The following is a 25,319-nucleotide window of genomic DNA, read 5'->3' as shown; positions in this document are numbered from 1 at the left end:
TTGTCGCATAATTGTTATTGTACGACATGGTCTGTTTTTCATCCGTTTGCTCTGAATCATCATCGGGTAAAAAGCGTTAAAATTTAACGGGGATTAAGCAAATTATTAGCCAAAATAACTTTTTTCTTTCGGGAAATAAGGAACGTCGACTCCGAGACGGGAGAGACGAATGACGACACAGGTTTTTTAGGGGGCAGAACGGTTGACTGTTTTTAATGAGTTCGTCGACGATTGGTACATGGACTATAGCCCGGAAGCCGTGAAGTGGTTTAACCTGCTGGTGCGCAAACATCCGGAAACCTATCACCATAGTATACGGGTTGCTATGCTGGCAGAGAAAATCGCCGAGCCGCTGAAGATCACCGGAGCTGAGAAGGACATGCTGGTCCGCGGGTGCTTTATGCATGATATCGGCAAAACGATGATCCCCCGCGCGATCATTGAGCAGCGGGAGCCGCTGACGGAGATACAGTGGAGGATCATTAAGCTGCATCCGGTCATCGGGGCAGAGCTGGTAGAAGCGGATCCTGCGTTTGGACCGGGCATTGCGGATATCGTCCGCTGGCATCATGAGCGTTGGGACGGGGCGGGGTACCCGGATGGGCTGAAGGGGAAACAAATCCCCTATAAGGCGAGAATTTGCGCGGTGGTTGACGCCTTCGATTCGATGACATCGGACCGGCATTACCGGGAACGGAAGCTGACTATGGCTGAAGCCAAGCTGGAATTGCACCAACATCGTGAGACCCAATTCGATCCGGAAGTAGTGGATGCGTTAATGGAGCTTTCCGATGAAATGCTGAATATTTACTCCATTATGTAATCAGCGGATATCAGGGGGAATGGACATGGAAAAAAGGTCCTGGAGCCGTCCCGTTACTCCGGAGGAACTGGAGGAAGCCAACCGGACAGGGAGGACTTTGCTCTACCTGCGCGTGACCTTAATTCCCGATTGTACACAGAAGCTGGAGCGATTCCGGCTGATTGACATGAAGTTAAGCGCCTATGAGCAGGTGCTGGACCGGACGCCGAATCTCTCAGATCCGGCGGAACCTTTAGAATCCATCGAATCGGTGACCTGGCTGATCGCCTTTGCAGGGGAAGCCAAGCATCTGCAACGATGGGTCGAACTGATGCTGGATGTGGATCAGGTGGAGGTTACTGAGGTTGCGATGGATTTCTAGCAGCAGGAGGAAGTCTGATTCAGACTCCTCCTGCTGCTGTTTTGCGTTGTTCCGCCGCCATCATGGCCGCAATCTCCCGTTTTAATCGCATAAAATCGGGATCCTCCGTCATTTCCTCGCGCCGCGGCCGGGGAAACGGCACCTGAATGGTATGCAGCACACGGGCTGGCCGGTTTGAAAATAAAACAATCGTGTCCGAGAGCATCAGTGCCTCCTCGATGCTGTGCGTAATCATCAGGACGGAGCGCTTATTCTCTTCCCAAATGTCCAGCAGCCAGCGCTGCATTTCGCTGCGCGTTAAGGCGTCCAGCGCACTAAACGGCTCGTCCAGGCACATCACTTCCTGGGGGGCGAGCAGGCCCCGCAGGAACGAAGCTCGCTGCTGCATGCCGCCGGATAACATATGGGGATAAGCCCGTTCAAACCCGCTTAACCCGGCTTTTTGGAGCCAGTGCTGGATGTCCGCACGGGAGCTCCGGCTTCCGGCCTCGGCGATTTCCTGCGCCAGCACGACGTTCTCCTCGATCGTCCGCCAAGGGAATAACGCCGGCTGCTGCGGCACGTAACTGATATGTCCGCGCTGGCCGGTGACTGGGCGTCCCTGAAGGAGCACTTCGCCTTGATCCGGCGCAGTCAGGCCGCCGATGACGTGAAACAGCGTGCTTTTGCCGCAGCCGGATGGGCCGATGATCGACACGAATTCGCCGGCCGGCACCCGCAGCGAAATGTCTTGAAGGACCGGGACCTCCCGGCGTCGGTCGCGGAACGTTTTATGGATCTGCCGGACCTCCAGCGCGGGGATGGCGTTATCTCTATGCGTTGATGCTTCGCTCATGAACCAAGCCTTCCTTTCCGTAAGCTGCCCTATCTCCGGTCGTTCGCCGGTTTATAGCGGACAAGCCATTTTTCCAACAAAGCGACGCAGGCGAACATCGCGAGGCTGATCGCCACGATGATGGCGATGGCGACAAAGATCTTATCCGTGCGGAACGACGCCTTCTGCAGCATCATATAGTAGCCGATGCCCTTGTCCGCGCCGATCCACTCGGCAATGACCGCCCCCATGACGCTGTATGTTGCGGCGATTTTCACCCCGGACATGATCGAAGGGATCGCGTAGGGCACCTCCAGCTTGCGGAAAATATCCGCCTTGGACGCACCGATCATTCGCATATAATCGAGCATCGCCCGATCCGTGCGGCTCAGTCCGTCCATGGCCGCCACGGCGACAGGGAAGAAGCAGACGAGCGTAATGACGATAATCTTCGGCAGGATGCCAAATCCAAACCAGATCATCAGCAGCGGCGCCAGCGCAATGGTTGGCACGTTTTGACTTAGGATGATCAGCGGATATAGCGACGCCTTCAGAAACGGGACATAATGCAGGACAAACGCCGTCAGCAAGCCTACGAGCGTCCCGATGGCAAAGCCGATAAGCATCAGCCGCAGCGTCGCCGCCGTGTGTTCCCCTAAGCTGGCCGCACCGGCAGCCGCTTCACGACCGATATCCACCGGGCTGGGGAGAATCCACTTCTCGATGTGGAACCAGGCGGTAGTGCCCTGCCAGATCAGCAAAAACAAGATGACCGCCACGAGGGGCGGCCAGATGCTGTGCCAAAGGCTGCGGAGATTCATGGCCGATATTTTTCAATCAGCTTATCCATGCTGACGCCTTTGGGATTGTACGAAATTTTAATTTGCGAAATGATGCCCGTACTGCCGAACTCAATGACGGCTTCGTTCATTTTCTTCACGATGGCCAGCAGCTCGTCGAGATCCCCCTCCATGGTCGTCTCCAGGGGGTTCACCTGATATTTGACCCCGGATGCTTGAATCACTTCAATGGCCCGGTCTACATAGGGAATGACGTCTTCGCCGTTGGGTGTCTTCGGAATGATCTGAATGCTTAATAACGCGTTTGGCATGGGTGGGTTCATCCTTTCGAATAGGGATTTGGCATCATTGGGTTAAAGTATAGTAAATTATTCGCTTGGCAAAAACTCGTTGGTAAAAGCGGCATCTACGTCAAGCGGTTTTTCCAGCAGCTTGCGCTCAAACATCCAATCGGAGTAGTTCTGCCACACTTCTTTCTTCTGCTCGCCCCAGCGCGGAGCATCGTCCTTGTATTTCGGGCTCAGCCATTTTTGACTGGCCACCACCAGGTCCTTGTCGAGATCCGGTACGGCTTTCAACAGGATTTGCGCCGCTTCTTCCGGATGGTCGATCGCATAATTGTAACCTTTAGACACGGCCCGCATAAAAGCCTTTACCAGCTCGGGGTTGTCCTTGATCGTCTTCTCGTTTGTCACGAGTACCGGGGTGTAGTAGTCCAGCTTCTCGGAGAAATCCTTGACATACAGCATGTCGATCGGCTCGCCCCGCAGCTCGGCCTCAATGCCTGTCCAGGCGTAGAAAATCCAGGCAAAATCAATATCCCGCTTCACCGCCGTAAAATAATCGGCATCCCCGATATTAACGAATTTCACCTTGTTGACATCAGCGCCTTGCAGGTCCATGATCGATTGGATCACCGCTTGTTCCACCGGAGAGCCCCAGCCGCCGTAGGCTTTGCCTTCGAAGTCTTTAGGCGATTTAATATTCTTGTCTACGGGGGCAGCGAAGCCGGACGTATTGTGCTGAATGATCGCGGCAATCGAGACGAGCGGGACGCCTTGGATCCGGCTTTGCGTTACGTTCTCCTGCACGCTGACGCCAAACGGCACCTCTCCGGAGGCAACCATCGCCTCAGCACCGCCGGAACCGGGCAAGAGAATGTCCACATTCAGCCCTTCCTCGGCGAAATAGCCTTGATCCTTGGCGACGTAAAGCCCGGTGTGGTTCGTATTCGGGCTCCAGTCGAGCACAACTTTAACATCTTGCAGCTCTGTGTTAGAACCTTGATTTGGTGCGGCGGCTTCGGTATTTTGCCCGCTTGGGTTTCCGGCTTTCGCCTTCCCGGCGCTGTTCCCATTCGCTCCGCCGCAGGCGGACAATATCAGCAGCAAGCAACCGAGAAACATGGCCAGTGCGGTACGTACTTGAACTTTCACGACTTCTACTCTCCTTCGTTGGTGTAGATTTCCGCAGCTTGTTCTTGGTATAACCCTGGATGTGCGTCCTTAAGCGTAACTTCCAACTTCCGGATACAAAAAAACGTCCCGGATCCGGGACGCAATAGGCAATGGAAATGACATGTAAAATAAGTTCATCACCATGGTATGGCTCCCTACGCTGGCATTATCCAGATCAGGTTGAAGGGTCAGTATCTTGAAGGGATACACTCTCAGCCGGCCAATTCCAGCACCCCTGAACAATATGACTGCAGATTACATCTGTCATTATAGTTTTCGCCAACTGGATTTGTCCAGTCTTTCCGGACCAGCTTGCAAAAACCAGGGGATTTGCTTTTTATCTGGCAAAAGGATATAATGAGTTCAAATCATGGTTTTGAAAGAGGATATCATTCACGCATTGAAAAGGGTGTCACTTTATAAAACTGGAACTTTTTTCAATGTGTGAATTTTTTTTATACAAGTGGTGCATGTTCAATAAGGGTCAGCCTTTATTGAGCGACTTCTGTTAAAAAAATGAATCATGTTAATCTTGAAACAGGAGGTATTCCCCATGGAAACCGGAACAGTGAAATGGTTTAACGCTGAGAAAGGTTTTGGCTTCATCGAAGTGGAAGGCGGAAATGACGTATTCGTTCATTTCAGCGCAATCACCGGCGAAGGCTTCAAAACCCTCGACGAAGGCCAACGCGTACAATTCAACGTGGTTCAAGGCAACCGCGGCCCGCAAGCCGAGAACGTTGTAAAACTGTAAGTTAGTTAGGAACTGCTCTTAATGCGTGCTCGCATTAAGGGCAGTTTTTCTTCGCGAAGATCATTCATGAGGTTAATTTTTCAGAAGTCCGCTTCTGATGGTACATATAAAGCTGCAACAATTACATCGATTCACCTGGTTGGAACGTTCACCTTGAAGAGGAGGGGAATTTATGAACTACCGTAAAAAGACGTTAGAGGAAATTCCTGAGGAAAATACGCCGGTATGGACCTGCACTAGCGATGACTGCAACGGGTGGATGCGGGACAATTTCACCTTTGAATATAGCCCCGTATGTCCGCTCTGCTCGTCCGAGATGGTCATGGGGATGCGCATGCTCCCTCAACTGAGCAATCCAAGCTCCGATCAAAGATCGTCGTCCAAGAAGGCATAGGCGAAAGCTGCTGCCGGAATCGGAGAGCGCGGTGAGCAACAACAGCCGTATTCGCTTCATGCGAGTACGGCTGTTGTTGTATTCATCCGGGTGATAGATTGGAAAGTGATGCAAAAATAAAATCTCCATAAAAGGATTGCATCTATATAGAAAATTTAATATGTTTGAGGTGCTGCAACGGTTTCGTGAATCATGAGGAGGCGGTATTCCCGGTCATTGCCCGGTATTGCTTGAGCATATACAGCCGCCAGCGAATAATCATGCCGTAAGCGAGCAGGAAGAACAGCGCCGCGGTTTGCATGACGGAGACGTATTGTTCTACGGCCTCATGCAGCAAGAGACGGACGACCAGCAGTCCAATCAGGATAAAGATAAAGCTGCGGGAACGTTCCGCGTAAATTTCGCCGCCGATGTTCTCGAACTTGGTTGTCCGAATCAACGGATAGGAGAACAGGAGCCAACCGAAAGCGAAGGCGATTACGCCCCACAGGAGAGGAATGTGCGTTTCCGGCACAACAAACATGAAGAGGCCGGTTGTCATTCCTAGCGGGGGAATGATGATTTTCTTCACCGTGACAGGCCGACGACTGGCTTTCAGACGGATAAACAGAACAGCGACGGCCATGGCCATTGCACCAACGGTAAAGGCGGCTTGCATATAAGAGGGATTCATTAGGTTCATAGAGGTTCCCTTTCTGTAAGTATATAGTATGTATATATTGAGTATTTAGCGAAATGGAATAAAGTGACTAGCGAATAGCGATTCGCGAGAACATTATAACATACTCGTCTGCACTTGTTTCAAACTTGGTAAGGGAAGGGGAAGAAGGAAGATGAATAGCGAATTAACGGTCGCCGTCCATTGCTTGTTGTATTTAGATTCCAAGGAGGATCGCATGGCCAATAGCGAACAGATCGCCTGCAGCGTCGCGACCCATCCGGCCCGTGTACGTAAGGTGCTCAGCCTGCTTCGCCGCCACGACCTGGTGACGACGAAGGAAGGGGCCCGCGGCGGGTACTTGCTAAAGTGCGAGCTTTCGCAGGTTACTCTCGGCGATTTGTACCGCATCTTCGCTCAAGGATCGCTGCATCCCAACTGGTGTTCCGGCAGCGAACACTCTTCCTGTAATATCTCCTCGAACATCCCTGCCGTGATGAACCAGATCTACAGCGGGGCAGAGAAACAGGTGGAGATGTTTTTTGATCGGCTTCCGTTGTCTGAAGTGAAGCAGATGCTGGATGAATTTGAGAAAGAGAAGGAAGAGAAATCGGTGAGCAAGGAAGCTGGACCGAATTGGCACTTTTTTGTGGGTTCTTATGCTGATCGCGGGGAGCCCGGAATTTATCTCTGCGAGCTGCAGAGGGATACCGGCGAGATGCGGGTTATCCACGAGACTGCGGGCCTCACCAACCCTTCCTTTGTGACCTTCGATGCGAAGGGTATGCGATTGTATGCGGTAAGTGAACAGACCGAAGGGCAGGTTGCTGGATTTGCGGTTGATCCTAAGGATGGGAAGCTGACGATGTTGCACAGCGAACGGGCAACGCATGGGGCCGACCCGTGCCATCTGGCTTTGAAATGTGGGCGGGATCCGTTTTTGCTGGTCGCCAACTATTCCAGCGGGCATGTGAATGCCTTTGCACTGGAAGCGGATGGGTCGTTAGGGGAAATGACGGCCCTGATCCGCCATGAGGGAAGTAGTGTAAACCAGGAGCGCCAGGAATCGGCTCATGCTCACAGCATTGTGCCTAGCCATGATGGACGGTTCGCCTTCGTCTCCGACCTGGGAACCGACCAGATAGTGATCTATCGGTTGGAGTGCGGACGGCTAGTAAAGCACAGGGTAACCCATTTGCCGCCGGGGACAGGTCCACGGCATTTCGTGCTCCATCCGTCGGAACGGTTTGCTTACGGCATGAACGAGTTGAACAATACGATGACGGCATATACTTTCGATCCGGTGGAGGGGCGGCTTGAGGCGATCCAGCACGTCAGCTCCCTGCCGGATGATTTCCGCGGGGAAAACTATCCGGCCGATATTCACTTCTCGCCGGACGGACGTTACGTATACGGCTCCAACCGCGGACATGACAGCATTGTCCGTTTCCGCATCGATCGGCACACCGGTCGCCTTGAGGACCCGGAATGGACGAGTGTGGGGGGCAGCTGGCCGCGGAACTTCGCCGTCCTGGACGACTATGTGCTGGTGGCGAATCAGTACAGCGGCAATATCGCCGCCTTGCGGCGTGATCCCGAGAGCGGCAGTCTGACGCCTGCGGTGCATAGCTTGAGTATCAGCAAACCCTCCTGCATTGAACCGCTGCCGGCAGACTTTGCCGTGGGTAAGCAGCCGGCAGGTTCCATGTGAATCAGAAGCTTCATCTCATATCCAAGCGGACGAAGGATCCGATCCAGACACCCGAAGGCCTGCATTTTGCCGGTCTTCGGGTGTTTTGCATTGTCTGGAAGGGAGGTCCGCAACCCATGCCGCAGCCTGTACCGGCTATAAGGGAGGCTTATAAAAAAATTGATTTTTTTGCATAAAAAGGTTTGACATTTCTGGGCTGCCGCATATAAAATAACACCATAGCATACTAAACAGGTAGGAATAATTAAAAATGTTCTCACCGTACGGACGGAGGAACGCTCTACTTGCCTTGGCAGACACGGGTAGTAGCTCGGTTTGACCGTAGGGGGTGGGGCGTTTCTCCGTTTTCCGTTGTCAAGTGGTTGATACGGTGGATGCCTGCCCTGCCCTAGTAAAGCGAGAAAAGAGTATGGGGAGTGATACGATGAACAGAAGGTTGAAGCAAGGGGTTCTGATGAGTCTGGCATTGATATTGGTTGGGGTCCTGGCGGCTTGCTCGTCCAACACGAGCGGCGGCAACGATGCGGCCAGCGCGGCAGCCGGGAATTCCGGCGGCGGGGAGAAGCCCAAAGCGGTGGAATTGCTGAACGTATCCTACGACCCGACCCGGGAATTATACGAAAATTATAACAAAGCTTTTGCGGCATATTGGGAGAAAGAAAAAGGACAGAAGGTCACCATTAAACAGTCGCATGGCGGATCGGGCAAGCAAAGCCGGGCTGTCATTGACGGGTTGAAAGCCGATGTGGTTACCCTGGCGCTGGGATACGACATTGACGCCATTGCGGAAACCGGGCTGATCAATGAAGGCTGGCAGCAAAAGTTCGAGCATAACAGCTCGCCCTATACCTCCACGATCGTATTTCTGGTTCGTAAAGGCAATCCCAAAGACATCAAGGATTGGAACGATCTGATCAAGGATGGCGTTGAGGTGATCACGCCAAACCCGCAAACCTCTGGCGGGGCGCGGTGGAATTACCTGGCGGCATGGGGATATGCCCTGCATCAAAACAATAACGATGAAACTAAAGCACGGGAGTTCGTGCAAGAGCTGTTCAAGCATGTTCCGGTCCTCGACAGCGGGGCGCGCGGCGCTACTACGACGTTCGTAGAACGTGGACTCGGCGACGTGCTGCTGGCTTGGGAGAACGAGGCCTGGTTGTCCGTGCAGGAGCTGGGGCCGGATAAATTCGATATCGTCTATCCGTCGGAGAGCATACTGGCTGAACCGCCGGTTGCCGTGGTCGACAAAAACGTAGATGCAGGCGGCACCCGCGAAGTCGCCGAGGCTTATTTGAAATACCTGTATTCGGAAGAAGGACAGAAGATCGCTGCGGAGAATTACTATCGCCCAACGCTCGACAGCGTCAAGGCGGAGTATGCCGACAAATTCCCGGAGATCAAGCTGTTTACGATTGAGGAATTTGGCGGCTGGGCAGAAGCCCAAACGAAGCATTTCAATGACGGCGGCATCTTTAACCAAATTTACGTACCGCAATAATACGAACCGACCGTAACGAATCGGAGGCGAAGAATATGCACAGTAGCACCGCAAAGCGCGGCGTTCTGCCCGGCTTCGGGCTGACGATGGGATTTAGCGTGCTGTACCTCAGCTTGATCGTGCTGATCCCGCTTTCCGCCTTGCTGCTGAATTCTACAGGACTAACCTGGGAGAAATTTTGGGATATCGCAACCGACCCGCGCGTGCTTGCTTCATACAGAGTGAGCTTTGTGACCGCGGCGGTGGCCGGATTGATCGATGCGGTGCTTGGGCTGCTGCTGGCCTGGGTGCTGGTCCGGTACGATTTTCCCGGCAAAAACATTTTTGATGCCATGATCGACCTTCCTTTTGCCCTTCCGACGGCGGTGGCCGGGGTTTCCCTCACCGCGATCTATTCGGCCAATGGCTGGATCGGTTCCTTGTTCGAACCGCTGGGGATTCGCATCGCGTTTACGCCGGCGGGCATCACGCTTGCGCTGATGTTTATCGGCATCCCGTTTGTTGTGCGCACCGTACAGCCAGTGCTGCAGGATCTGGATGCCGAAGTGGAGGAGGCGGCGGCCACGCTTGGCGCTAGCCGCTTCCGCACCTTCCGCCAAGTGGTGCTGCCGGAGCTGCTGCCCCCGATGTTAACGGGGTTTGCGCTCGCGTTTGCCCGCGGCATCGGCGAATACGGCTCCGTTGTCTTCATCTCCGGCAACATGCCGATGAAGACGGAGATCGCCCCGTTGCTCATCATGTCGAGGCTGGAGCAATTCGACTACGCCGGGGCGACGGCGGTTGCGCTGATGCTGCTGCTGATCTCGTTTGTGCTGCTGCTGCTCATCAACACGCTGCAGCGCCGGATTCGCAAGACCGCGCGGTAGGAGATTGAGAGCGCGGACTCACGATAACGAGTGTTGCCGATGGGGAGAGCTGACGATCACGAGATGCTATCTGCCCGGTGAGCATAGGCAAGCTCGGGAACGCCAATCGATAGGGAGGGAAGAGGATGGCCGGTTCTGTGCCATTAGCAGCAAGCAAGCCAACGGCTCCGCGGAAGCAGGCGGGGCAGGGTTCTGGCGTAATCAAGTGGGTGCTGATCACGGCGGCCGCACTGGTCCTGCTGTGGCTCATCGTGTTGCCGCTTGCCGTCGTCCTGACGGAGGCGCTCAAGAAAGGCTGGGACGTCTACGTAGCAGCCATCCGTGACCCGGATGCATTATCCGCACTGCGGCTGACGCTGCTCGTCGCTTTGATTACCGTCCCGCTGAATACCATCTTTGGAGTGGCTGCCGCCTGGGCCGTCACCAAATTTAAATTTCGCGGCAAGCAGGTGCTGGTCACGTTAATCGACTTGCCGTTTGCCGTATCGCCGGTGATCGGCGGTCTGATCTACGTGCTGGTCTATGGCTCGCACGGGTGGTTCGGACCGTGGCTGGAGGAGCATCATATCTCGATTATTTTTGCTCTGCCAGGCATCATCTTGGCGACGTTGTTCGTGACCTTCCCGTTTGTAGCCCGTGAGCTCATTCCGCTGATGGAGGACCAGGGGCAGCAGGAGGAGGAAGCTGCAATCACGCTGGGAGCGCGGGGCTTCCGGATCTTCTGGAAGGTCACGCTCCCGAACATCAAATGGGGTTTATTGTACGGAATTGTTCTTTGTAATGCGCGAGCGATGGGAGAATTCGGCGCTGTCTCCGTCGTCTCGGGCCACATCCGGGGAGAAACCAACACATTGCCGCTGCACGTGGAGATTTTGTATAACGAATACCAATTTTCCGCGTCCTTTGCGGTAGCCTCTCTCTTGCTTCTGCTGGCGCTTGTGACCCTGCTGCTCAAAGGCTGGTTCACTCGCCAAAGCCGTCATTAGGGAGGGTTGAGACCAGGGACAAGGGGTGCGCCAGTTGCGCAGGCTGGCCTTGGGAAGAGATGGAGCGGGGAAGCACGGGGAGAGCCTTCTGGGTGAAGCCGGGGATAGCTTCCGGGGAGGCGGTTCCGCGAAGGGTGAAGGCTGGATTCTGTGCAAGCGCACGCCAGATCCTGTGGGGCTCAGCATCTAACGGAACGTAAAGCCCTTATTGGCCTATTTCCCGGACATTTCCCGCTGTAACGGAACCAAGAGACCTTATTGGGCAGAAAAAGTAGAGAAAGAACAGAGATCGTCCGAAATAAGGTCTCCTCGTTCCGTTAGAATTGGAAACACCCGCGAAAAGCACAATTAGCGGCGCTAGGTTCCGTTAGAAGTGTGTGACGAACGTGGAAACATGCAGTCGTTTGAGCATGAGCTTGGCGTAGGGATGTTGCAAGTGGTCGGAAGGCTCGGCTGAATTCAAGATTGGGCGCTGACTGGGCTGTTTAGCGAAAGTGCCTGGGATCCAGCGAGAACTATTGATTTACCTATATACCTAAATCAGGGGAGGGGTAGGGGGATGGCGAAACCATTGCAAGTTGATGAAATTTGGCTGGAACGGATTGCTGAGCTGCTGGGCGGCATGGAATTCGGTTCATTGAACATCGTTGTCCATGAAGGCCAAATCGTGCAAATGGAACGTACGGAGCGCAGACGTTACGAGTTGAACCCGGGCAATGCCTCCAGGGCTACCGGAGCTTCCCGTCATACGGCCAAACCTTTGCGTGAATCTAGACAGCGTTAAGCGGCTGCCAGGCTCCACAAGAACCAGAACCAGAACGAGCACAAAGACTGAATCCAAAATGGAGAACGAGGAGCAACACGAAAACAACAAGCCGAATAACATCGAAAACATCATCCAAGGCAAAAAACAACCCCGATTCCGGGCAGTCAGGCAGAAGGCCTGTCCGCCTCAAGGAATCGGGGTTGTTTGCGTTTCAGATTTTTTTCTTATTGCGTCGTTTCGCCTTCGTCGCCCTTATGGCTTAGCGCTTGCACGGCTTCGGAGGAGACGGCGTCTGAAGCCTTGGGTGTCATCGGCAGCGGATCATGGCCAACGTACGGACGCGCCCTCCGCGGTTTGCGGCTGTTGAGGCGGAAACCGCCGAGAAACAGCAGCAGCTGTGCCCCGAGTAGATATGGGGCAAGCCAAGAACCGGCCCAATGTCCTACGGCCAGCACGGCGATCAAGGCCGCTAGCAGCCGGGCCGGTACCGCGTTAACGTGCCGGTTCCGCCCGCCCATCACGGCCAAGGAAAGCATGAGCAGCGCAAACCAGGTCGAGGCCAGTTGCATCCAGTCGAGCGCCAATTCCCGCGCGCTTTCGCTTCCCGCACCGCTGGAGAGGCTTGTGTCCAGCAGGTGCCACAACCAGAGCAGTGAGATAAAGAAGGCGGCGGCGAGCACTCCCGGCAAAACGGGCCGAAAAATGCGCCATAGCCAGCTTCCCCAGCCAGGACCTTCCATTTGGCGGAGCAGCTTGTCCCGTTCGGCGATCAGCGTCTCGCTTTCCCGCTCGATGGTTCTCAGCAGCAGAGGCAGGCGAGAGGCGTCATCATCCTCGGTAAACGCGGAGATTTGCGCGAGCACATTTTCGCTGACATAAGGCGCGGCCCGGCAAGCCAGCAGCTTGTCCCGCAGGGCGCTGGGGTCCGGGAGCGTTGACGAAGATGATTCCGTTGCAGACATCAACGACCCCGCAGCTGCCGCATAGCGTTCCAAGGTCGAGTTAATGTAATCCAGCCGGATTCGCTCGTCCCGAATGAGTTTGTTGCGCGATGCGACATAAAGTGCAAGGAACGCAGACAATGCCAGAAAGGCAGCCAGCGCGGCATGATCAGGGCTCTGTAGCCAAGAAACCCATTCCGAAAGTGACACGGCGATCACCCTTTCCATATTCCTCCTTTCACTATTGCACAGGTGCCGTTCGGATTCAAGCTTGAGTCAGGAGTTTTGTAAATATGATATACTTGAAATTGGTGAAAACTTACACAAAAAAACGGCAGGCGGAGGGAACGGCATGAATGAACAACAATCGGGGGCCGATGTGAAGATCAGATACGAAGCGCCCGAAGTTACGGATTACCTGAGGCTTCGTGAACTAGCGGGAATGAGTCCGCGCAGCGCAGAAGGAGCAGAGATTGGCCTAAGCAACTCCATCTTCGCCGTCTCGTTGTACGATGATGCGGGATTAGCGGGGATGGGAAGAGTCGTGGGAGATGGAGGCTGCTTTTTGCAGGTGGTGGACATCGCTGTGCGCCCGGATCTTCAGGGAAAGGGCTTAGGCACATTGATCATGAGCGAAATTATGGGGTTCCTGGAGCAACATGCGCCGCCTTTAACTTATGTCAGCCTGATCGCGGATGTGCCGGCAGACAAGTTGTACCGGCGTTTCGGCTTCGAATATACCGCTCCTGGCGGACTGGGGATGTATTGGAGACAACGATAGCGTGAGCAAGGGGAAGGCTTGCAGCAAGTGAAGCCCTCCGGTGAGTAAAGGGCAAAGGAGATGCCATCGGATTGACTACGACAGTAATTGAAATTTTTATGATCGCGATTCTGGCGGGGATCGTGGGCTCGATTCTCGGATTGGGCGGCGGAATTATCGTGACCCCTGCGCTGACGCTGCTGTTTGGCGTGGACATCAACCATGCCATCGGGGCGAGCATCATTTCCGTCATCGCCACTTCAAGCGGATCGGCGGTGGCGTACATTCGCGACCGGATCACCAATTTGCGGGTCGGCATGTTTCTGGAGATCGCCACGACGGTCGGGGCGATTACCGGAGCATTTATCGGGGCGTTGATTGCCCCGCGGTTTTTGTATATTATTTTTGCCTTACTGCTGCTCTACTCGGCCTATGCCATGATCAAAAAAAGCAAACAAGAGGTTCCGGAAAACGTTCCGCTGCATCCGGTGGCCGAAAAGCTGGGGCTGCAAGGGGAGTATTACGACAAGGCGCTGGGCAAGACCGTCGCCTATAACGTAGACCGTGTGTACGAAGGCTTTGGAGTCATGTACGGTGCGGGCGTCATTTCCGGGCTATTGGGCATTGGCAGCGGGAGTTTTAAGGTGATGGCGATGGACGTGTTTATGAAAATGCCGCTGAAAGTGTCGAGTGCCACCAGCAATTTTATGATGGGCGTTACGGCGGCGGCCAGTGCGGGGATCTATTTGCTCCGCGGGGACATAATTCCGGTGATTTCGGCTCCCGTTGCCCTGGGCGTTTTGATCGGAGCCACCGTCGGTTCACGCCTGATGCAGCGCATGAAGAGTAAAACGATCCGCAAGCTGTTTATCCCGGTCATGGTGTACGTGGCGTTTCAAATGATCTATCAAGGATGGAGGGGCTGACATGGGCGACCATAACGAGACAACGCAAAACCGCACCTTTGAGATTGAGACGGCCATCAGCAAAATGCTCCGGGTTGGCGTGATCCTCGCTGCCGCTGTGATCGTAATTGGGCTCATCCAGTTTTTGGTCACGGGCGACAGCGGATACCCGGGGGATACGTACCCTACCAGCTTTGGCGCGATCATGTCCGGCTTGCTGGCCTTGAAGTCGGTTGCGGTCATCCAGACCGGTTTGCTGCTGCTCATTTTGACGCCGGTATTTCGGGTGTTCGTCTCGCTCTTTTTGTTCTGGGCGGAGAAGGACTACCGGTACGTAGTTATTACTGCCATTGTGTTTATCATCTTGATCCTGAGCTTCGCTTTGGGGAAGGCGGGCTAAGGGAATCGCGGGAATCTGGGGCTTTCTGACCGCGCGGCGGGGGAAGCCCTTTTGTTTTTGGACTTGCGGGGGCAGGATGATTATAATGTAAGCAGCAAAACTTGGGAATCGCATCCAACAGCGAAGAAAGGGCGTACCGATAGATGAAGATCGTATTATTTGGCGCAACGGGCATGATTGGAAAAAGAATCGCGGTGGAGGCGCTGCAACGCGGGCATGAAGTGACGGCAGTGGTCAGAGATCCGGCGCGGGCGGCCGAAACGGGGGTGACTGATCTCGTTCCGACGGATTCCAAAAGGGCCGGGCATTTGATACGGAAGGAAGGGGATATTTTGGTCCCCGATTCCATCGCCCGGCTGGTTCAAGGACAAGACCTTGTGATCAGCGCGTATGGGCCGCGCTTGGGGGAGGAGGACGAGCTCCTGGAAGCCACGCGTTCGCTGATTGAAGGCGTAAAGCGCGGCGGTGTCCGCCGTCTGATCGCTGTGGGCGGAGCAGGCGGCTTGGAAGTTGCTCCAGGTGTGCGGCTCATGGACACGCCCGAGTTTCCGGAGGAGGTGCGGCCGTTGGCCCGGGCCCATGAAGAAGCGCTGAACCTCTACCGGGCGTCGGACCTGGAGTGGACGGTGTTAAGTCCGCCGGCGCTCATCGAGCCCGGGAAGCGCACAGGGATGTTCCGCTTAGGGTTAGACCGTCTGGTCGTCGACGAACGGGATCACAGCCGGATTACGGCGGAGGATTACGCAGCAGCCCTCCTGGACGAAGCGGAGGACCCGTATTATATCGGCACCCGTTTTACCGTAGGGTACTAGGTTAGATGGGGGAGGAGAACCAGTGAAATTCGTGACATCCGAGCAAATGCGTGCCGTCGACCGCTATGCGATTGAGCAGATCGGCATTCCGGCGGTCGCGTTAATGGAGAACGCCGGGCGGGCGATTGCCGAGGAGGTGCTGCTTTTTTGCCGGCAACGGCGGGAAGGGCGGCTGCCGGAGCGCCCCGAGGAGACGATCCGCGAGCGTCCAGCTGGTGCGGACAGCTTGGACCGGGATCTGGGCAGCCCGCCAGCGTGGCCGGAAGAGCATTGGCTGATTCTCATCGGCAAGGGAAATAACGGTGGCGACGGCCTGGTGTGCGCCCGCCATTTGGTGGATGCGGGCGTTCGGGTGAGCCTGCTGTACGCCGAGGAGCCGGAGCGACTCGGCGGCGAAGCTGCGCTGCAGCATGCGATCGCTGCAGCGCTGGGGCTGCCGGGCGAGGTGTACACGCCCGGCGCGGTGGCGGCGGCCCGATCCCGTGGGGTGACGGGGATCGTGGACGCCTTGCTGGGCACCGGGGCGAAAGGAGCGCCCCGGGGGGCCTACGCCTCCCTGATTCGGGAGGCGAATGAGAGCCGGCTGCCGATCGTGGCAGCCGACATCCCCAGCGGGCTGGATGCCGATACCGGCGCGGTACACGACCCATGCATAGAGGCCCGGATCACCGTCTGTCTCGCCTTCTTGAAGGCGGGGCTGACGCAGTATCCGGGCGCGAAGGCGGCGGGGGACGTGATCGTCCGCTATATCGGCATTCCCCGCGCGCTTCCGCCGGGGATGGCGGAAGCCGGGGTGCTGCTCACCGAGGAGTCGCTGCGCGGCGAGCTCGGGGTGGACCCGGGGCGGCGGCGCGAGGCCGACGGCCACAAGGGCACGTACGGGCACGTGCTGCTGGCGGCGGGCAGCCTCACGATGAGCGGCGCCGGCTTGCTGGCCGCCAAAGCCGCGCTCCGCGCCGGCAGCGGCCTCGTCACGTGGGCGCTGCCGGAGGCGCTGCTGCCGCAGGTGCTCGGGGCCGTGCCCGAGCTGATGCTGGCGCCGGCCGGCGGCGAAGCCGGCGCCTGGAACGCCGCAGCGGCGTCCGAGCTGCTGCGGCTGCTGGAGGCGCGCGACGTGCTCGCCATCGGCCCGGGGCTGGGCCGCTTCCCGGGCGAGGACGGCTTCCTGCGCGCCGTCTGGGAGGGCGCCCCGCGTCCTCTCGTTGTGGACGCGGACGCCCTGAACATCCTCGCCGCCGCGGGCGCGCCGGCGGCGTGGCCTCGCCGGGACGCGGCGGCGATCCTGACGCCGCATCCCGGCGAAATGGCCCGGCTGGCCGGCCTCTCCACGGCCGAGGTGCAGCGGGACCGCATCGGGCTGGCGCGGCGCTATGCGGTTCAGCACGGCGTAACGCTCGTGCTGAAAGGCGCGCGCACCGTGGTAGCGGCCCCGGACGGCCGCGTGTTCGTCAACGTCACCGGGCACCCCGGCATGGCGACCGGGGGCTCGGGGGACGTGTTGACCGGCCTGATCGCCGGGCTGCTCGCCCAGGGCCTGGACGCCGTGCAAGCGGCGGCGTTCGGCGTGTACCTCCACGGCCAGGCCGGCGAGCGCGCGGCCGCGGCCCGGAAGGGTAACCCGGCGTCGCTCATCGCCGGGGATATCATCGAGGCGCTGTAACCCGCTGCGCCTTTATGCCGCCCGCCGCCGGATTGCCCTTCGGCGGCGCGGTTTGCATTGACTTTTCAAGCAAATATTGATAGCATCGTTTTAAAATTTAGGCAAATGGCCGGGGTTCGCGAGAAAACGAACCTCCGTCGCAGATAAGGGGAGAATCCGATATGAAAGTGACGATTATTAACGGCAGTCCAACACCAGGCTCCCGGCTAGGGGCCGTCATTGCGTTGACGGAGGAATTGCTGCGCGGTGAGGGCTTCGAAGTCAGCCATGTGAACGTGGTGGAGCTGCCGCCGGAGGATTTGATCCATACGAAATTTGAAAGTGAAGCGATCGTCAAAGCGAATGCGCTGGTCGCCGCGGCGGACGCGGTGGTTGTCGCCAGCCCCGTCTATCAGGCGTCGTATACCGGCGTGCTGAAGACGTTCCTTGATCTCGTGCCGCAAAAAGGCCTGGCCGGCAAAGTCGTGCTGCCGCTCTTTATTGGAGGCAGTCTGGCGCATCTGCTGACGATCGATTATGCGCTGAAGCCGGTTTTGTCCGCGTTGGGCGCACGTTATATTTTGGGCGGTGTGTATACGGTGGACGCCCAGGTAGCACGCACCGAATCCGGCGGCTTCGATATTGCCGGGGAGCTGCGCACCCGGCTGGAGGAGAACGTGAAGGAGCTCGCCCGGGAAACGCGCCTGCGCCAACAGTCTTAAGCCAAACCAAAAGAATCATGGCAACACATGTTTGGATTGCGGAGAATCCAATATCGTACAATAGGACAAAAGGTATATCTGCTCGCAATTGTCGAAGGGGGATTTTTGGACATCATGTTGAAATTGGTCTTTTTCGTAGGAGTCGCTGGAACGGGGAAAACGACGGTGGCTCGCAAGCTGGCAAGACGGATGCCGGCGGCTTTTTTGGATCGGGATACGGTGGGCGGCCGCTGTGTCGAGAAGATTCTGGCGATGAACGGTCTGGACGTGAACGACCGGGATTCCGATTTTTACAAGCAGCACCTGCGTGACCTGGAATACGATACGACGCGGGACATCTGCATCGAAAATTTGGCGGCCGGCCAAAACGTATTTATGATTTCCCCGTTCACGGCGGAACTGAAGAACAAAGACTGGATCGAAACGCTGCTTCAAGAGGCGGGTCTCACCAAGAAGGAAGTGGACGTGAAGGTGGTTGTCGTGACGCTCAAGGACATGGAAACCCAAAAGGAACGGATTATCGAGCGCTGTACGGACCGCGATACGTGGAAGCTGGAGCATTGGGACGATTTTAAGCACCGCGTGCAATTCGTGCCGGAGATTAATTGGGACATCCCGTCTTCATCGATTCTTGTGTTCGACAACAGCGGCGAGCTGACGGAGGAGAAAGTGGACGGCATTTACCAATTTATCGTTGGGGAACAAAATTAAGCTAAAGGCATACATCATGCCCTTCCTGAGATCCGGTTGATTCCGGACAGGAAGGGCTTTTTTGCTATAGCGTGTTGTACGCTTGTTTTCCGCTGGAAAAATACACAAGCCCTCCCAACTGATTTATAATAAAAAACAACATAGTTCACCCAATTGGCGATTCTTACGGAATCACCCGCACTGGAGGTATCAGGATGTCCGTCATGACCGCTATTTTCAAAAAATACCGCATCGCCGCCATCTCCGCGATAGTGATGCTGCTGATTGAGCTGGCAGTGGAGCTGGTTCAACCGCTGATCATCTCGCGGATCATCGACCACGGGATTCGGCAGCACGCAGTGTCCGTCGCCTGGATTTGGGGCGGGGTGCTGATGGGAAGCGCGTTGGCGGCATTTCTCGCCGGGATCGCCAGTTCCTTTTTCGCCTCGCATGTGAGCCAAGGCTTCGGGTACGATCTGCGCGACAAGCTGTACGAGAAGGTGCAGTCTTTTTCGTACGAGGTGTTTAACCGATTTGCTGCTTCGTCGTTGATCACCCGGCTGACCGGGGATATTACGGTGTTGCAGGACGTGATCTTCATGTGCCTGCGCTTTGCGTCACGGGTGCCGCTGATTGTTGTCGGGAGTGTGGTGATGGCGCTGGTCGTGCATGTGAAGCTGGGGCTGCTGCTGACGTTGACCGTTCCCGTCTTGCTGGCGTTCGTCCTGTGGATGATCCGTAAAGCGTCCGCTTTATTTCGTACGGTGCAGCGGCGAACGGATAATGTGAACGGCCTGATCCAGGAAAATTTGACCGGCATGCGGCTGATCCGCGTGTTCGTCCGGATGTCGCACGAGATTGGGCGCTTTGAGCAGCGCAACCGCGAGCTGCGGGAGGGCACGGTCGCCGCTTTGAAGCTGACGGAGACGACAATGCCGTTCCTGCTGTTTATCATGAACGCCGGGATCATCGCGGTGCTGTGGTTTGGCCGAATCGAGATTGCGGACGGGGGCGCCAGCGTTGGTGAAGTCGTCGCCGTGATCAACTATTCGCTGCGTACGATTGGCGCGTTGTCCGCGTTGTCCTGGATCATGAGCTCCTTGTCGCGGGGAGCGGCATCCGCCGGTCGGGTGCGCGAGGTGCTGGAGGAGAGCGATCCGGTAGGCGAACGGGAAAGCCGCGCAGGAGGGGCAAGCGGTGCAGATGCGGAAGGAGAGGCGGCGCCGATCCAAGGCCGCATTGAATTTCGCGAGGTCTCGTTCCGCTACCCGGGTCGCGATGTGATGGCGCTGGAGCGGATTTCGTTTACGGCGGAGCCGGGACAGCGAATCGCCATCCTGGGGGCCACCGGCTCAGGGAAATCATCGCTTGTCCAGTTGATTCCAGGCATGTATGAGCCCACGGAAGGTACGATCCTCATCGATGGAACGGACATTCGCGAGCTGGATCGGAAACGGCTGCGCCGTTCCATCGGTTATGTGCCGCAGGAAGTGATGTTATTCTCTGGTACGATCCGGGAAAATATCGCCTGGGGGCGCGAGGACGCTACGCTGGAGCAAATCCAGACTGCAGCCCGGCAGGCGCAGATTCATGACACGATCGAGCGGCAGCCGCAGGGTTATGAGACGCGGCTTGGGCAACGCGGCGTGAATCTGTCCGGCGGACAGAAGCAGCGCCTGTCGATCGCCCGGGCCTTGGTCCGCCGCCCAGCCATCCTCATCCTAGACGACAGCACGAGCGCGCTGGACGTCCGAACGGAGGCGGCCTTGTTGAAGGAGATCTCGCGCTTGTCCTGCACGACGCTGCTGGTGACGCAGAAGATCAGCTCCACAATGACGGCGGATCTGATCCTGCTCCTGGATGACGGGCGGTTGATCGCCAGCGGCAAACACGAGGAATTGCTGCAGCATTCGGAATTATACCGGCGGATTTGCGAATCCCAGCTAGGAAAGGAGGCGGAAGCTCATGCCGTTCAAGACCTTCACTGAACCGTTCCGGCATCCGTACCCGAAGCTGGATCCACTATCACAGGTTGCACAGCAGGGCGGAGGCTCCCGGCAGGATCCAACTCCTGCGGCGACTGCGCCTCGCCGGCCCGGCCACGGCGGTGGACCCGGCAGCGTACGGCCCAAACTGCGAGCGAAGAATTGGTCCGGCACGCTAAGCCGAATTTGGAGTTATCTATCTGCTCACAAAGCCCGGCTGGCCGCGGTCCTGCTGATGGTTGTATTCAGCTCAGGATTAGCGCTGTTGGGTCCTTATTTGGTTGGGGTGGCAATCGATGAGTACTTAGAGGCCGGCAGCGGCCGGCCGTGGGTGCTGTTTCTCATCGGACTAACGCTGGTCTTTGCAGGGTCGTCGCTCACCTCCTGGTTACAAAATATCTGGATGATCACCATTGCCCAGGAGACGGTGTACCGCATGCGTTCCGAGCTGTTCGCCCAGCTGCACCGGCTGCCGATTCCGTACTACGGCAAGCGCCAACAGGGCGAGATTATGAGCCGGTTGACCAATGATATGGACAACGTCAGCTCAACGCTAAACAGCTCGGCGATCCAAATTTTCTCCAGCGTGCTGACGCTGGTCGGAACGCTGACGGTCATGCTGTACCTCAGCCCGCTGTTGACGCTGCTGACGTTCCTCGTCGTGCCGCTGATGATGGCCGGGATGCGTTGGATCACGAAGCGGACGGGGCCGCTGTACAAGCGGCGCCAGCAGGATCTCGGCAACCTGAACGGCTACATCGAGGAGACGTTGTCGGGGCAGCGGATCATCAAGGCGTTCTCACAAGAGCAGCGGGTGCTGCAAGGCTTCCGAGAGCGTAACGGTGCGATCCGCAGCTCCAGCTTCTGGGCGCAGACGATTTCCGGCTTCATTCCAAAGCTGATGAACGGGCTGAACAACCTTAGCTTTGCGATCGTGGCAGGGATCGGCGGGGTACTGGCCGTGCGCGGGAGCGCCGGAGTGACGGTTGGGGTGATCGTTGTGTTCGTTGAGTATGCGCGGCAATTTACCCGACCGCTGAACGACCTCGCGAACCAGTGGAACACGCTGCTGTCGGCGATCGCCGGTGCGGAGCGGGTGTTTGAGGTGCTGGATGAGGAGATCGAAGCCAGTGATGAACAAGGGGCCGTGGAGCTGTCGTCCGTTCGGGGCGAGGTGGTCTTTTCCAATGTGTACTTCTCCTATGAAGAAAATAAAAACGAGGGCGGCGATACGCTGGAGGGAATCAGCTTTACCGCGAATCCGGGCGAGACGATCGCTTTGGTCGGGCCGACGGGGGCCGGCAAAACGACGCTGATCCAGCTGCTCTCGCGCTTCTACGAACCGTCCCGGGGGACGATCACGGTCGACGGACGCGATATCCGCACGATCCGGCGCGACAGCCTGCGATCGCAGATGGCGTTTGTGCTGCAGGATTCGTTCCTGTTCCAGGGCACGATCCGCGAGAATATCCGCTTTGGCCGTCTCGATGCGACCGATGCGGAGGTGGAGGAGGCCGCCAAGCTGGCGAATGCGCATTCCTTCATCGTGCGGATGCCGGGCGGCTACGACAAGGTGCTTGGCGCAGACGGCGGCGGCATCAGCCAAGGGCAACGGCAGCTGCTGGCCATCGCGCGGGCGATTTTGGCGGATCCTTCGATCCTTGTGCTGGACGAGGCGACCAGCAGCATCGATACCGTAACGGAGATCAAAATCCAAGAGGGCCTGCAACGCCTGATGCAAGGAAGAACCAGCTTCGTGATTGCTCACCGTTTGAATACCATTCGTCAGGCTGACAAGATTCTGGTCCTGAAGGAAGGCCGTTTGATCGAGCAGGGCTCGCATGAAGAGCTGCTGCGGCGGCGCGGATTCTATTACAGCTTGTACCACGGCGGCTTGGACGCAGAACAAGAGGAGGGCGACGCCTAATGGAGTGGAACGCCTATCTGCGGCGGATCTTGTTGCAGCGGGACGAGGTGCCGACGTTTGACGACTATCCTTTCCATTTACCGGCGGTCTCGTCGCTGGGGCAGTTGGAGTTCCACCCGAAAGTCACGTACATCATCGGCGAAAACGGCATGGGCAAGTCCACGCTGCTGGAGGGCATCGCTGTTGCTCTGGGATTTAACCCGGAAGGCGGCACGATGAACTTCAGTTTCGCGACGGCTGAGACCCACTCTGATCTGCATCGGTATCTTCGAACCGTAAGGGGGCCGATGCGGCCGCGGGACGGGTTCTTTTTCCGGGCGGAGAGCTATTATAACTTGGCTTCGGAAATCGATCGGTTGGACCGGGAACACAGTTTTGGCCCACCTATACGCAACTCCTATGGCGGGAAATCGCTGCATGCGATGTCGCATGGCGAATCATTTTTCGCTGCGTTTATGAACCGCTTCAGCGGGTACGGTCTGTACATCTTGGACGAACCGGAGGCGGCGTTGTCTCCGTTCCGGCAGATGGCGATGTTGTCGCGGATCCATGAGTTGGTCGGACGTCGCTCCCAATTTATCATTTCCACGCATTCGCCCATCCTGATGGCCTATCCGGACAGTCTCATGTATCAGCTCACGCCGGACGGGATCAAGAAAACCACGCTGGAGGAGACCGACCATTATATCATCATGAAGGAGTTCGTCAATCGTCGGGGGGGTATGCTAAGGGAGCTGCTGCGAGAGGAGTAAGTAAAGGGTTATCGAGCAGCCGGCCGTTTCGTCTACCCATCCCGCGTTCCCGGCACCATTCATCATTTAAGATTTTTTTGACTTATCGATGGTGTGTAACTATAATAGTTACAGGTGAGAATGTAGACTTCATGGCAATCCATTTGATAGGAGGAGTCTTGGATGAAGATTTTGGTGACAGGGGCGACGGGGCAACTCGGCGCCAAGGTGGTTGAAGCGCTGCTGGCTTCGGTGCCAGTAGAACAGCTGGCAGTGAGCGTACGCGATCCCCAGAAAGCTAGTGCGTTAAGCGAGCGCGGCGTGGACGTGCGACAGGGGGATTTTGATGATCCGGCTTCGCTGGACACGGCTTTTGCCGGTGTGGAACGGCTGCTTATCGTATCCACGCAGGGTGACAACGATACGCGGACTCGCCAGCACTTGGCGGCTGTCGCGGCGGCAGAACGTGCAGGCGTTAAGTTCATCGCCTATACGAGTGTGGTGAATGCTGCAGCGAACCCGTTGGCGTTAGCCCCCGTCCATAAAGCGACCGAGGAAGCGATTGCGAAAACGGGCATTCCGTACGCCTTCTTACGGAACAACTGGTACATCGAAAATGAAACAGGGACGATCCAAGGCATTTTGGCAGGAGCCCCGCTTGTAACTTCCGCTGGAGACGGCAAAGTTGGCTGGGCGACGCGTGAGGATTACGCGCAAGCCGCAGCAACGGTGTTGGCTGGCAGCGGCCATGAGAACAAGATTTATGAGCTGTCGGGACCTGTGCTGACGCATGATGAACTGGCGAAAAAGATCGGTGAAGTTCTGGGCCGTGAAGTTCCCGTCCAGCATGTTGACGATGCGGCCTATGCGGAAACGATGCGCGGTGCGGGAGTGCCGGAACCGTTGGTTCCGTTCCTCGTCTCCATCCAAAGCGCGATTCGCGAAGGTGCGCTGGACGTTCCGAGCGGCGACCTGGAAGCTTTGCTGGGCCGGCCGGTAACTCCGGTCGTGGACGCCATTCGCGGCATCGTAAAAGAACTGCAAGCCTAATGACGAAAATCCCTGTTCCGGGAGTGGAACAGGGATTTTTTGCGTTCAGCGGCTTTCCCATTGGAGCTGACGCCGGCGGGTCAACTGCAAAAGTGCAGTTGATTTTCCGCGAAACCGGCTATTTTTAGCGGCTGAAATGTAAAAGTGCATTTCATTCAGGGTCAAATCCGTGGAAAGAGGAGTTTTTACCGGATTTAAGCTGCACTTTTACATTTGAACGCCCTAAATCGAGCCAAAATAACGAAAATGAACTGCACTTTTACATTCCACCTGCGACTAGCATGGGATTTGGCAATGCGATTATGCGAGTAAGCCACTCTGCGACTAGCAGGGTATGCGACATTGAGACACTTCGGCTATGTGAATATACGACTCAGCAACTATGCTACACTTCGGCTATGTGAATATACGACTCAGCAACTATGCGACTCTGCTACTAGCGGCCATGCCATTAAGCGAGTATGTGGCTTTGCATCTATGCGATTTTGCAACTCTGTGACTTTGCGAATATTCGACTTTGCGTCTATACAAAACTCTGCAACTCTACAGCTAGTTAATGCCTTTCCCGCCCATCGGGCGGAGCGGAATCGACTCCACGCCGGCGATCAACGGCATGGCCCGCTGAATCATTGCCCGCGTGGCTTCATCTTGCAGTGAGGCGTCGTGGGCTTCCTTGCTGCTCCAGACCTCGGTGACCCACACGGTCTCGGGCTCCGTCTCCGAAACGTTTACCACATACAGCTCACAGTCCGGAGCTGCCCCCGCACCCGCAGCGGCTTCCAACAAGATGTCGACCAACTGGTCGCGCGTCCCGGGTTGCGCCTTGAATTTGGCGTACATGCCGAACTTGTCCACCGGCCATCCTC

28 protein-coding genes and 1 riboswitch are annotated in these 25,319 nt (G+C 56.6%); of the genes, 21 read left to right on the top strand and 7 right to left on the bottom strand.

Translation table 11 applies throughout. The features are described from left to right. The first annotated feature begins 202 nt into the window (after window positions 1-202). Together M3G15_RS14885 and M3G15_RS14880 are read left to right on the top strand one after the other, a co-directional pair. Window positions 203-823 carry an HD-GYP domain-containing protein gene (locus M3G15_RS14885; RefSeq protein WP_028539866.1) on the top strand — a complete coding sequence of 207 codons (621 nt, stop codon included), beginning with the start codon at window positions 203-205 and terminating at the stop codon, window positions 821-823. A 25-nt stretch (window positions 824-848) separates the two neighbouring features. Then, window positions 849-1,184, top strand: coding sequence for a hypothetical protein (locus M3G15_RS14880; RefSeq protein ID WP_260071379.1), 336 nt, complete (start codon window positions 849-851; stop codon window positions 1,182-1,184). A 19-nt stretch (window positions 1,185-1,203) separates the two neighbouring features. Here M3G15_RS14880 and M3G15_RS14875 read toward each other — a convergent pair whose 3' ends face one another. Genes M3G15_RS14875 through M3G15_RS14860 form a run of 4 tightly spaced genes read right to left on the bottom strand, consistent with a single transcriptional unit; the run spans window position 1,204 to window position 4,204 of the window. Then, complete coding sequence (locus M3G15_RS14875) at window positions 1,204-2,019, bottom strand: ABC transporter ATP-binding protein (protein WP_009223989.1); 816 nt, start codon at window positions 2,017-2,019, stop codon at window positions 1,204-1,206. Window positions 2,020-2,048: 29 nt separating this feature from the next. Further along, window positions 2,049-2,819: an ABC transporter permease gene (locus tag M3G15_RS14870; RefSeq protein WP_260071378.1), complete on the bottom strand. Its 771-nt coding sequence runs from the start codon at window positions 2,817-2,819 to the stop codon at window positions 2,049-2,051. Continuing rightward, window positions 2,816-3,109 carry an MTH1187 family thiamine-binding protein gene (locus tag M3G15_RS14865; RefSeq protein WP_009223991.1) on the bottom strand — a complete coding sequence of 98 codons (294 nt, stop codon included), beginning with the start codon at window positions 3,107-3,109 and terminating at the stop codon, window positions 2,816-2,818. The genes M3G15_RS14870 and M3G15_RS14865 overlap by 4 nt, the downstream gene beginning before the upstream one ends. Window positions 3,110-3,166: 57 nt before the next feature. Then, complete coding sequence (locus M3G15_RS14860) at window positions 3,167-4,204, bottom strand: ABC transporter substrate-binding protein (RefSeq protein ID WP_397376631.1); 1,038 nt, start codon at window positions 4,202-4,204, stop codon at window positions 3,167-3,169. A 185-nt stretch (window positions 4,205-4,389) separates the two neighbouring features. Further along, a riboswitch (TPP riboswitch) is annotated at window positions 4,390-4,502 on the bottom strand. A 306-nt stretch (window positions 4,503-4,808) separates the two neighbouring features. Here M3G15_RS14860 and M3G15_RS14855 point away from each other — a divergent pair. Beyond that, window positions 4,809-5,009: a cold-shock protein gene (locus M3G15_RS14855; RefSeq protein ID WP_009223993.1), complete on the top strand. Its 201-nt coding sequence runs from the start codon at window positions 4,809-4,811 to the stop codon at window positions 5,007-5,009. A 172-nt stretch (window positions 5,010-5,181) separates the two neighbouring features. Further along, window positions 5,182-5,403 carry a cold-shock protein gene (locus M3G15_RS14850; RefSeq protein WP_009223994.1) on the top strand — a complete coding sequence of 74 codons (222 nt, stop codon included), beginning with the start codon at window positions 5,182-5,184 and terminating at the stop codon, window positions 5,401-5,403. Between the two features lie 190 nt (window positions 5,404-5,593). On the opposite strand, the gene M3G15_RS14845 is transcribed toward M3G15_RS14850, so the two are convergent. Then, a complete protein-coding gene (locus M3G15_RS14845) occupies window positions 5,594-6,085 on the bottom strand; it encodes a CcdC family protein (RefSeq protein WP_009223995.1) in 492 nt (163 codons plus the stop codon). Between the two features lie 151 nt (window positions 6,086-6,236). Between M3G15_RS14845 and M3G15_RS14840 the strand changes: the two genes are divergently transcribed. From M3G15_RS14840 to M3G15_RS14815, 6 genes are all read left to right on the top strand, one after another. After that, window positions 6,237-7,772, top strand: a complete 1,536-nt coding sequence (locus M3G15_RS14840; protein WP_260071375.1) for a beta-propeller fold lactonase family protein — start codon at window positions 6,237-6,239, stop codon at window positions 7,770-7,772. 424 nt (window positions 7,773-8,196) lie between these two features. Continuing rightward, on the top strand, window positions 8,197-9,273 hold the full coding sequence (locus tag M3G15_RS14835; RefSeq protein ID WP_009223998.1) for a sulfate ABC transporter substrate-binding protein: 1,077 nt from the start codon (window positions 8,197-8,199) through the stop codon (window positions 9,271-9,273). Between the two features lie 35 nt (window positions 9,274-9,308). Then, on the top strand, window positions 9,309-10,139 hold the full coding sequence (cysT, locus tag M3G15_RS14830; protein ID WP_009223999.1) for a sulfate ABC transporter permease subunit CysT: 831 nt from the start codon (window positions 9,309-9,311) through the stop codon (window positions 10,137-10,139). Window positions 10,140-10,264: 125 nt separating this feature from the next. Then, window positions 10,265-11,125, top strand: coding sequence for a sulfate ABC transporter permease subunit CysW (gene cysW, locus M3G15_RS14825; protein ID WP_009224000.1), 861 nt, complete (start codon window positions 10,265-10,267; stop codon window positions 11,123-11,125). 34 nt (window positions 11,126-11,159) lie between these two features. Beyond that, window positions 11,160-11,315, top strand: coding sequence for a hypothetical protein (locus M3G15_RS14820; RefSeq protein WP_157273334.1), 156 nt, complete (start codon window positions 11,160-11,162; stop codon window positions 11,313-11,315). A 369-nt stretch (window positions 11,316-11,684) separates the two neighbouring features. After that, window positions 11,685-11,909 (top strand): YezD family protein, encoded by a 225-nt coding sequence (locus M3G15_RS14815; protein WP_009224001.1) that lies wholly within the window; start codon window positions 11,685-11,687, stop codon window positions 11,907-11,909. A 206-nt stretch (window positions 11,910-12,115) separates the two neighbouring features. Here M3G15_RS14815 and M3G15_RS14810 read toward each other — a convergent pair whose 3' ends face one another. After that, on the bottom strand, window positions 12,116-13,051 hold the full coding sequence (locus M3G15_RS14810; protein ID WP_198136169.1) for a hypothetical protein: 936 nt from the start codon (window positions 13,049-13,051) through the stop codon (window positions 12,116-12,118). Window positions 13,052-13,184: 133 nt separating this feature from the next. On the opposite strand from M3G15_RS14810, the gene M3G15_RS14805 reads away from it, so the two are divergent. The 11 genes from M3G15_RS14805 (at window position 13,185) to M3G15_RS14755 (ending at window position 24,453) form a co-directional block, all read left to right on the top strand. Continuing rightward, entirely contained in the window at window positions 13,185-13,613 is a 429-nt protein-coding gene (locus M3G15_RS14805; protein ID WP_009224003.1) for a GNAT family N-acetyltransferase, read from the top strand. A gap of 98 nt (window positions 13,614-13,711) precedes the next feature. Then, window positions 13,712-14,518, top strand: a complete 807-nt coding sequence (locus M3G15_RS14800; protein ID WP_083791430.1) for a sulfite exporter TauE/SafE family protein — start codon at window positions 13,712-13,714, stop codon at window positions 14,516-14,518. 1 nt (window position 14,519) lies between these two features. Then, complete coding sequence (locus tag M3G15_RS14795) at window positions 14,520-14,897, top strand: DUF1634 domain-containing protein (RefSeq protein WP_016313680.1); 378 nt, start codon at window positions 14,520-14,522, stop codon at window positions 14,895-14,897. 143 nt (window positions 14,898-15,040) lie between these two features. Beyond that, window positions 15,041-15,709 carry an NAD(P)-dependent oxidoreductase gene (locus M3G15_RS14790; protein ID WP_009224006.1) on the top strand — a complete coding sequence of 223 codons (669 nt, stop codon included), beginning with the start codon at window positions 15,041-15,043 and terminating at the stop codon, window positions 15,707-15,709. Window positions 15,710-15,731: 22 nt separating this feature from the next. Then, on the top strand, window positions 15,732-17,369 hold the full coding sequence (locus M3G15_RS14785) for an NAD(P)H-hydrate dehydratase (protein ID WP_260071373.1): 1,638 nt from the start codon (window positions 15,732-15,734) through the stop codon (window positions 17,367-17,369). 161 nt (window positions 17,370-17,530) lie between these two features. Further along, a complete protein-coding gene (gene ssuE / locus M3G15_RS14780) occupies window positions 17,531-18,070 on the top strand; it encodes an NADPH-dependent FMN reductase (RefSeq protein WP_009224008.1) in 540 nt (179 codons plus the stop codon). 114 nt (window positions 18,071-18,184) lie between these two features. Continuing rightward, window positions 18,185-18,781, top strand: coding sequence for a P-loop nucleotide/nucleoside kinase family protein (locus M3G15_RS14775; RefSeq protein WP_036644450.1), 597 nt, complete (start codon window positions 18,185-18,187; stop codon window positions 18,779-18,781). A 194-nt stretch (window positions 18,782-18,975) separates the two neighbouring features. Then, on the top strand, window positions 18,976-20,748 hold the full coding sequence (locus tag M3G15_RS14770; protein ID WP_260071372.1) for an ABC transporter ATP-binding protein: 1,773 nt from the start codon (window positions 18,976-18,978) through the stop codon (window positions 20,746-20,748). Next, the gene (locus M3G15_RS14765; RefSeq protein ID WP_009224011.1) at window positions 20,726-22,672 is read left to right on the top strand and encodes an ABC transporter ATP-binding protein; all 1,947 of its coding nucleotides are present in this window, start codon (window positions 20,726-20,728) and stop codon (window positions 22,670-22,672) included. Before M3G15_RS14770 ends, M3G15_RS14765 begins: the two co-directional genes overlap by 23 nt. Then, window positions 22,672-23,424, top strand: a complete 753-nt coding sequence (locus tag M3G15_RS14760; RefSeq protein ID WP_260071371.1) for an AAA family ATPase — start codon at window positions 22,672-22,674, stop codon at window positions 23,422-23,424. The genes M3G15_RS14765 and M3G15_RS14760 overlap by 1 nt, the downstream gene beginning before the upstream one ends. A gap of 162 nt (window positions 23,425-23,586) precedes the next feature. Continuing rightward, the gene (locus tag M3G15_RS14755) at window positions 23,587-24,453 is read left to right on the top strand and encodes an SDR family oxidoreductase (RefSeq protein ID WP_260071370.1); all 867 of its coding nucleotides are present in this window, start codon (window positions 23,587-23,589) and stop codon (window positions 24,451-24,453) included. Window positions 24,454-25,002: 549 nt separating this feature from the next. Here M3G15_RS14755 and M3G15_RS14750 read toward each other — a convergent pair. Further along, window positions 25,003-25,308, bottom strand: a complete 306-nt coding sequence (locus M3G15_RS14750; RefSeq protein WP_260071369.1) for a putative quinol monooxygenase — start codon at window positions 25,306-25,308, stop codon at window positions 25,003-25,005. Window positions 25,309-25,319: the final 11 nt, after the last annotated feature.

It is taken from the genome of Paenibacillus sp. p3-SID1389, assembly GCF_025151705.1.
Lineage (GTDB): Bacteria > Bacillota > Bacilli > Paenibacillales > Paenibacillaceae > Fontibacillus > Fontibacillus phoenicis.
Note: the sequence above shows the minus strand (reverse complement) of the source record. Positions and strands in the feature narration are given on the sequence as shown.

Coding starts and splice junctions, on each gene's coding strand:
- M3G15_RS14880 (WP_260071379.1), top strand. CDS start 849: ATGGAAAAAAGGTCCTGGAGCCGTCCCGTTACTCCGGAGGAACTGGAG.
- M3G15_RS14875 (WP_009223989.1), bottom strand. CDS start 2,019: ATGAGCGAAGCATCAACGCATAGAGATAACGCCATCCCCGCGCTGGAG.
- M3G15_RS14870 (WP_260071378.1), bottom strand. CDS start 2,819: ATGAATCTCCGCAGCCTTTGGCACAGCATCTGGCCGCCCCTCGTGGCG.
- M3G15_RS14865 (WP_009223991.1), bottom strand. CDS start 3,109: ATGCCAAACGCGTTATTAAGCATTCAGATCATTCCGAAGACACCCAAC.
- M3G15_RS14860 (WP_397376631.1), bottom strand. CDS start 4,204: ATGTTTCTCGGTTGCTTGCTGCTGATATTGTCCGCCTGCGGCGGAGCG.
- M3G15_RS14855 (WP_009223993.1), top strand. CDS start 4,809: ATGGAAACCGGAACAGTGAAATGGTTTAACGCTGAGAAAGGTTTTGGC.
- M3G15_RS14850 (WP_009223994.1), top strand. CDS start 5,182: ATGAACTACCGTAAAAAGACGTTAGAGGAAATTCCTGAGGAAAATACG.
- M3G15_RS14845 (WP_009223995.1), bottom strand. CDS start 6,085: ATGAACCTAATGAATCCCTCTTATATGCAAGCCGCCTTTACCGTTGGT.
- M3G15_RS14840 (WP_260071375.1), top strand. CDS start 6,237: ATGAATAGCGAATTAACGGTCGCCGTCCATTGCTTGTTGTATTTAGAT.
- M3G15_RS14835 (WP_009223998.1), top strand. CDS start 8,197: ATGAACAGAAGGTTGAAGCAAGGGGTTCTGATGAGTCTGGCATTGATA.
- cysT (WP_009223999.1), top strand. CDS start 9,309: ATGCACAGTAGCACCGCAAAGCGCGGCGTTCTGCCCGGCTTCGGGCTG.
- cysW (WP_009224000.1), top strand. CDS start 10,265: ATGGCCGGTTCTGTGCCATTAGCAGCAAGCAAGCCAACGGCTCCGCGG.
- M3G15_RS14815 (WP_009224001.1), top strand. CDS start 11,685: ATGGCGAAACCATTGCAAGTTGATGAAATTTGGCTGGAACGGATTGCT.
- M3G15_RS14805 (WP_009224003.1), top strand. CDS start 13,185: ATGAATGAACAACAATCGGGGGCCGATGTGAAGATCAGATACGAAGCG.
- M3G15_RS14800 (WP_083791430.1), top strand. CDS start 13,712: ATGATCGCGATTCTGGCGGGGATCGTGGGCTCGATTCTCGGATTGGGC.
- M3G15_RS14795 (WP_016313680.1), top strand. CDS start 14,520: ATGGGCGACCATAACGAGACAACGCAAAACCGCACCTTTGAGATTGAG.
- M3G15_RS14790 (WP_009224006.1), top strand. CDS start 15,041: ATGAAGATCGTATTATTTGGCGCAACGGGCATGATTGGAAAAAGAATC.
- ssuE (WP_009224008.1), top strand. CDS start 17,531: ATGAAAGTGACGATTATTAACGGCAGTCCAACACCAGGCTCCCGGCTA.
- M3G15_RS14775 (WP_036644450.1), top strand. CDS start 18,185: ATGTTGAAATTGGTCTTTTTCGTAGGAGTCGCTGGAACGGGGAAAACG.
- M3G15_RS14770 (WP_260071372.1), top strand. CDS start 18,976: ATGTCCGTCATGACCGCTATTTTCAAAAAATACCGCATCGCCGCCATC.
- M3G15_RS14765 (WP_009224011.1), top strand. CDS start 20,726: ATGCCGTTCAAGACCTTCACTGAACCGTTCCGGCATCCGTACCCGAAG.
- M3G15_RS14760 (WP_260071371.1), top strand. CDS start 22,672: ATGGAGTGGAACGCCTATCTGCGGCGGATCTTGTTGCAGCGGGACGAG.
- M3G15_RS14755 (WP_260071370.1), top strand. CDS start 23,587: ATGAAGATTTTGGTGACAGGGGCGACGGGGCAACTCGGCGCCAAGGTG.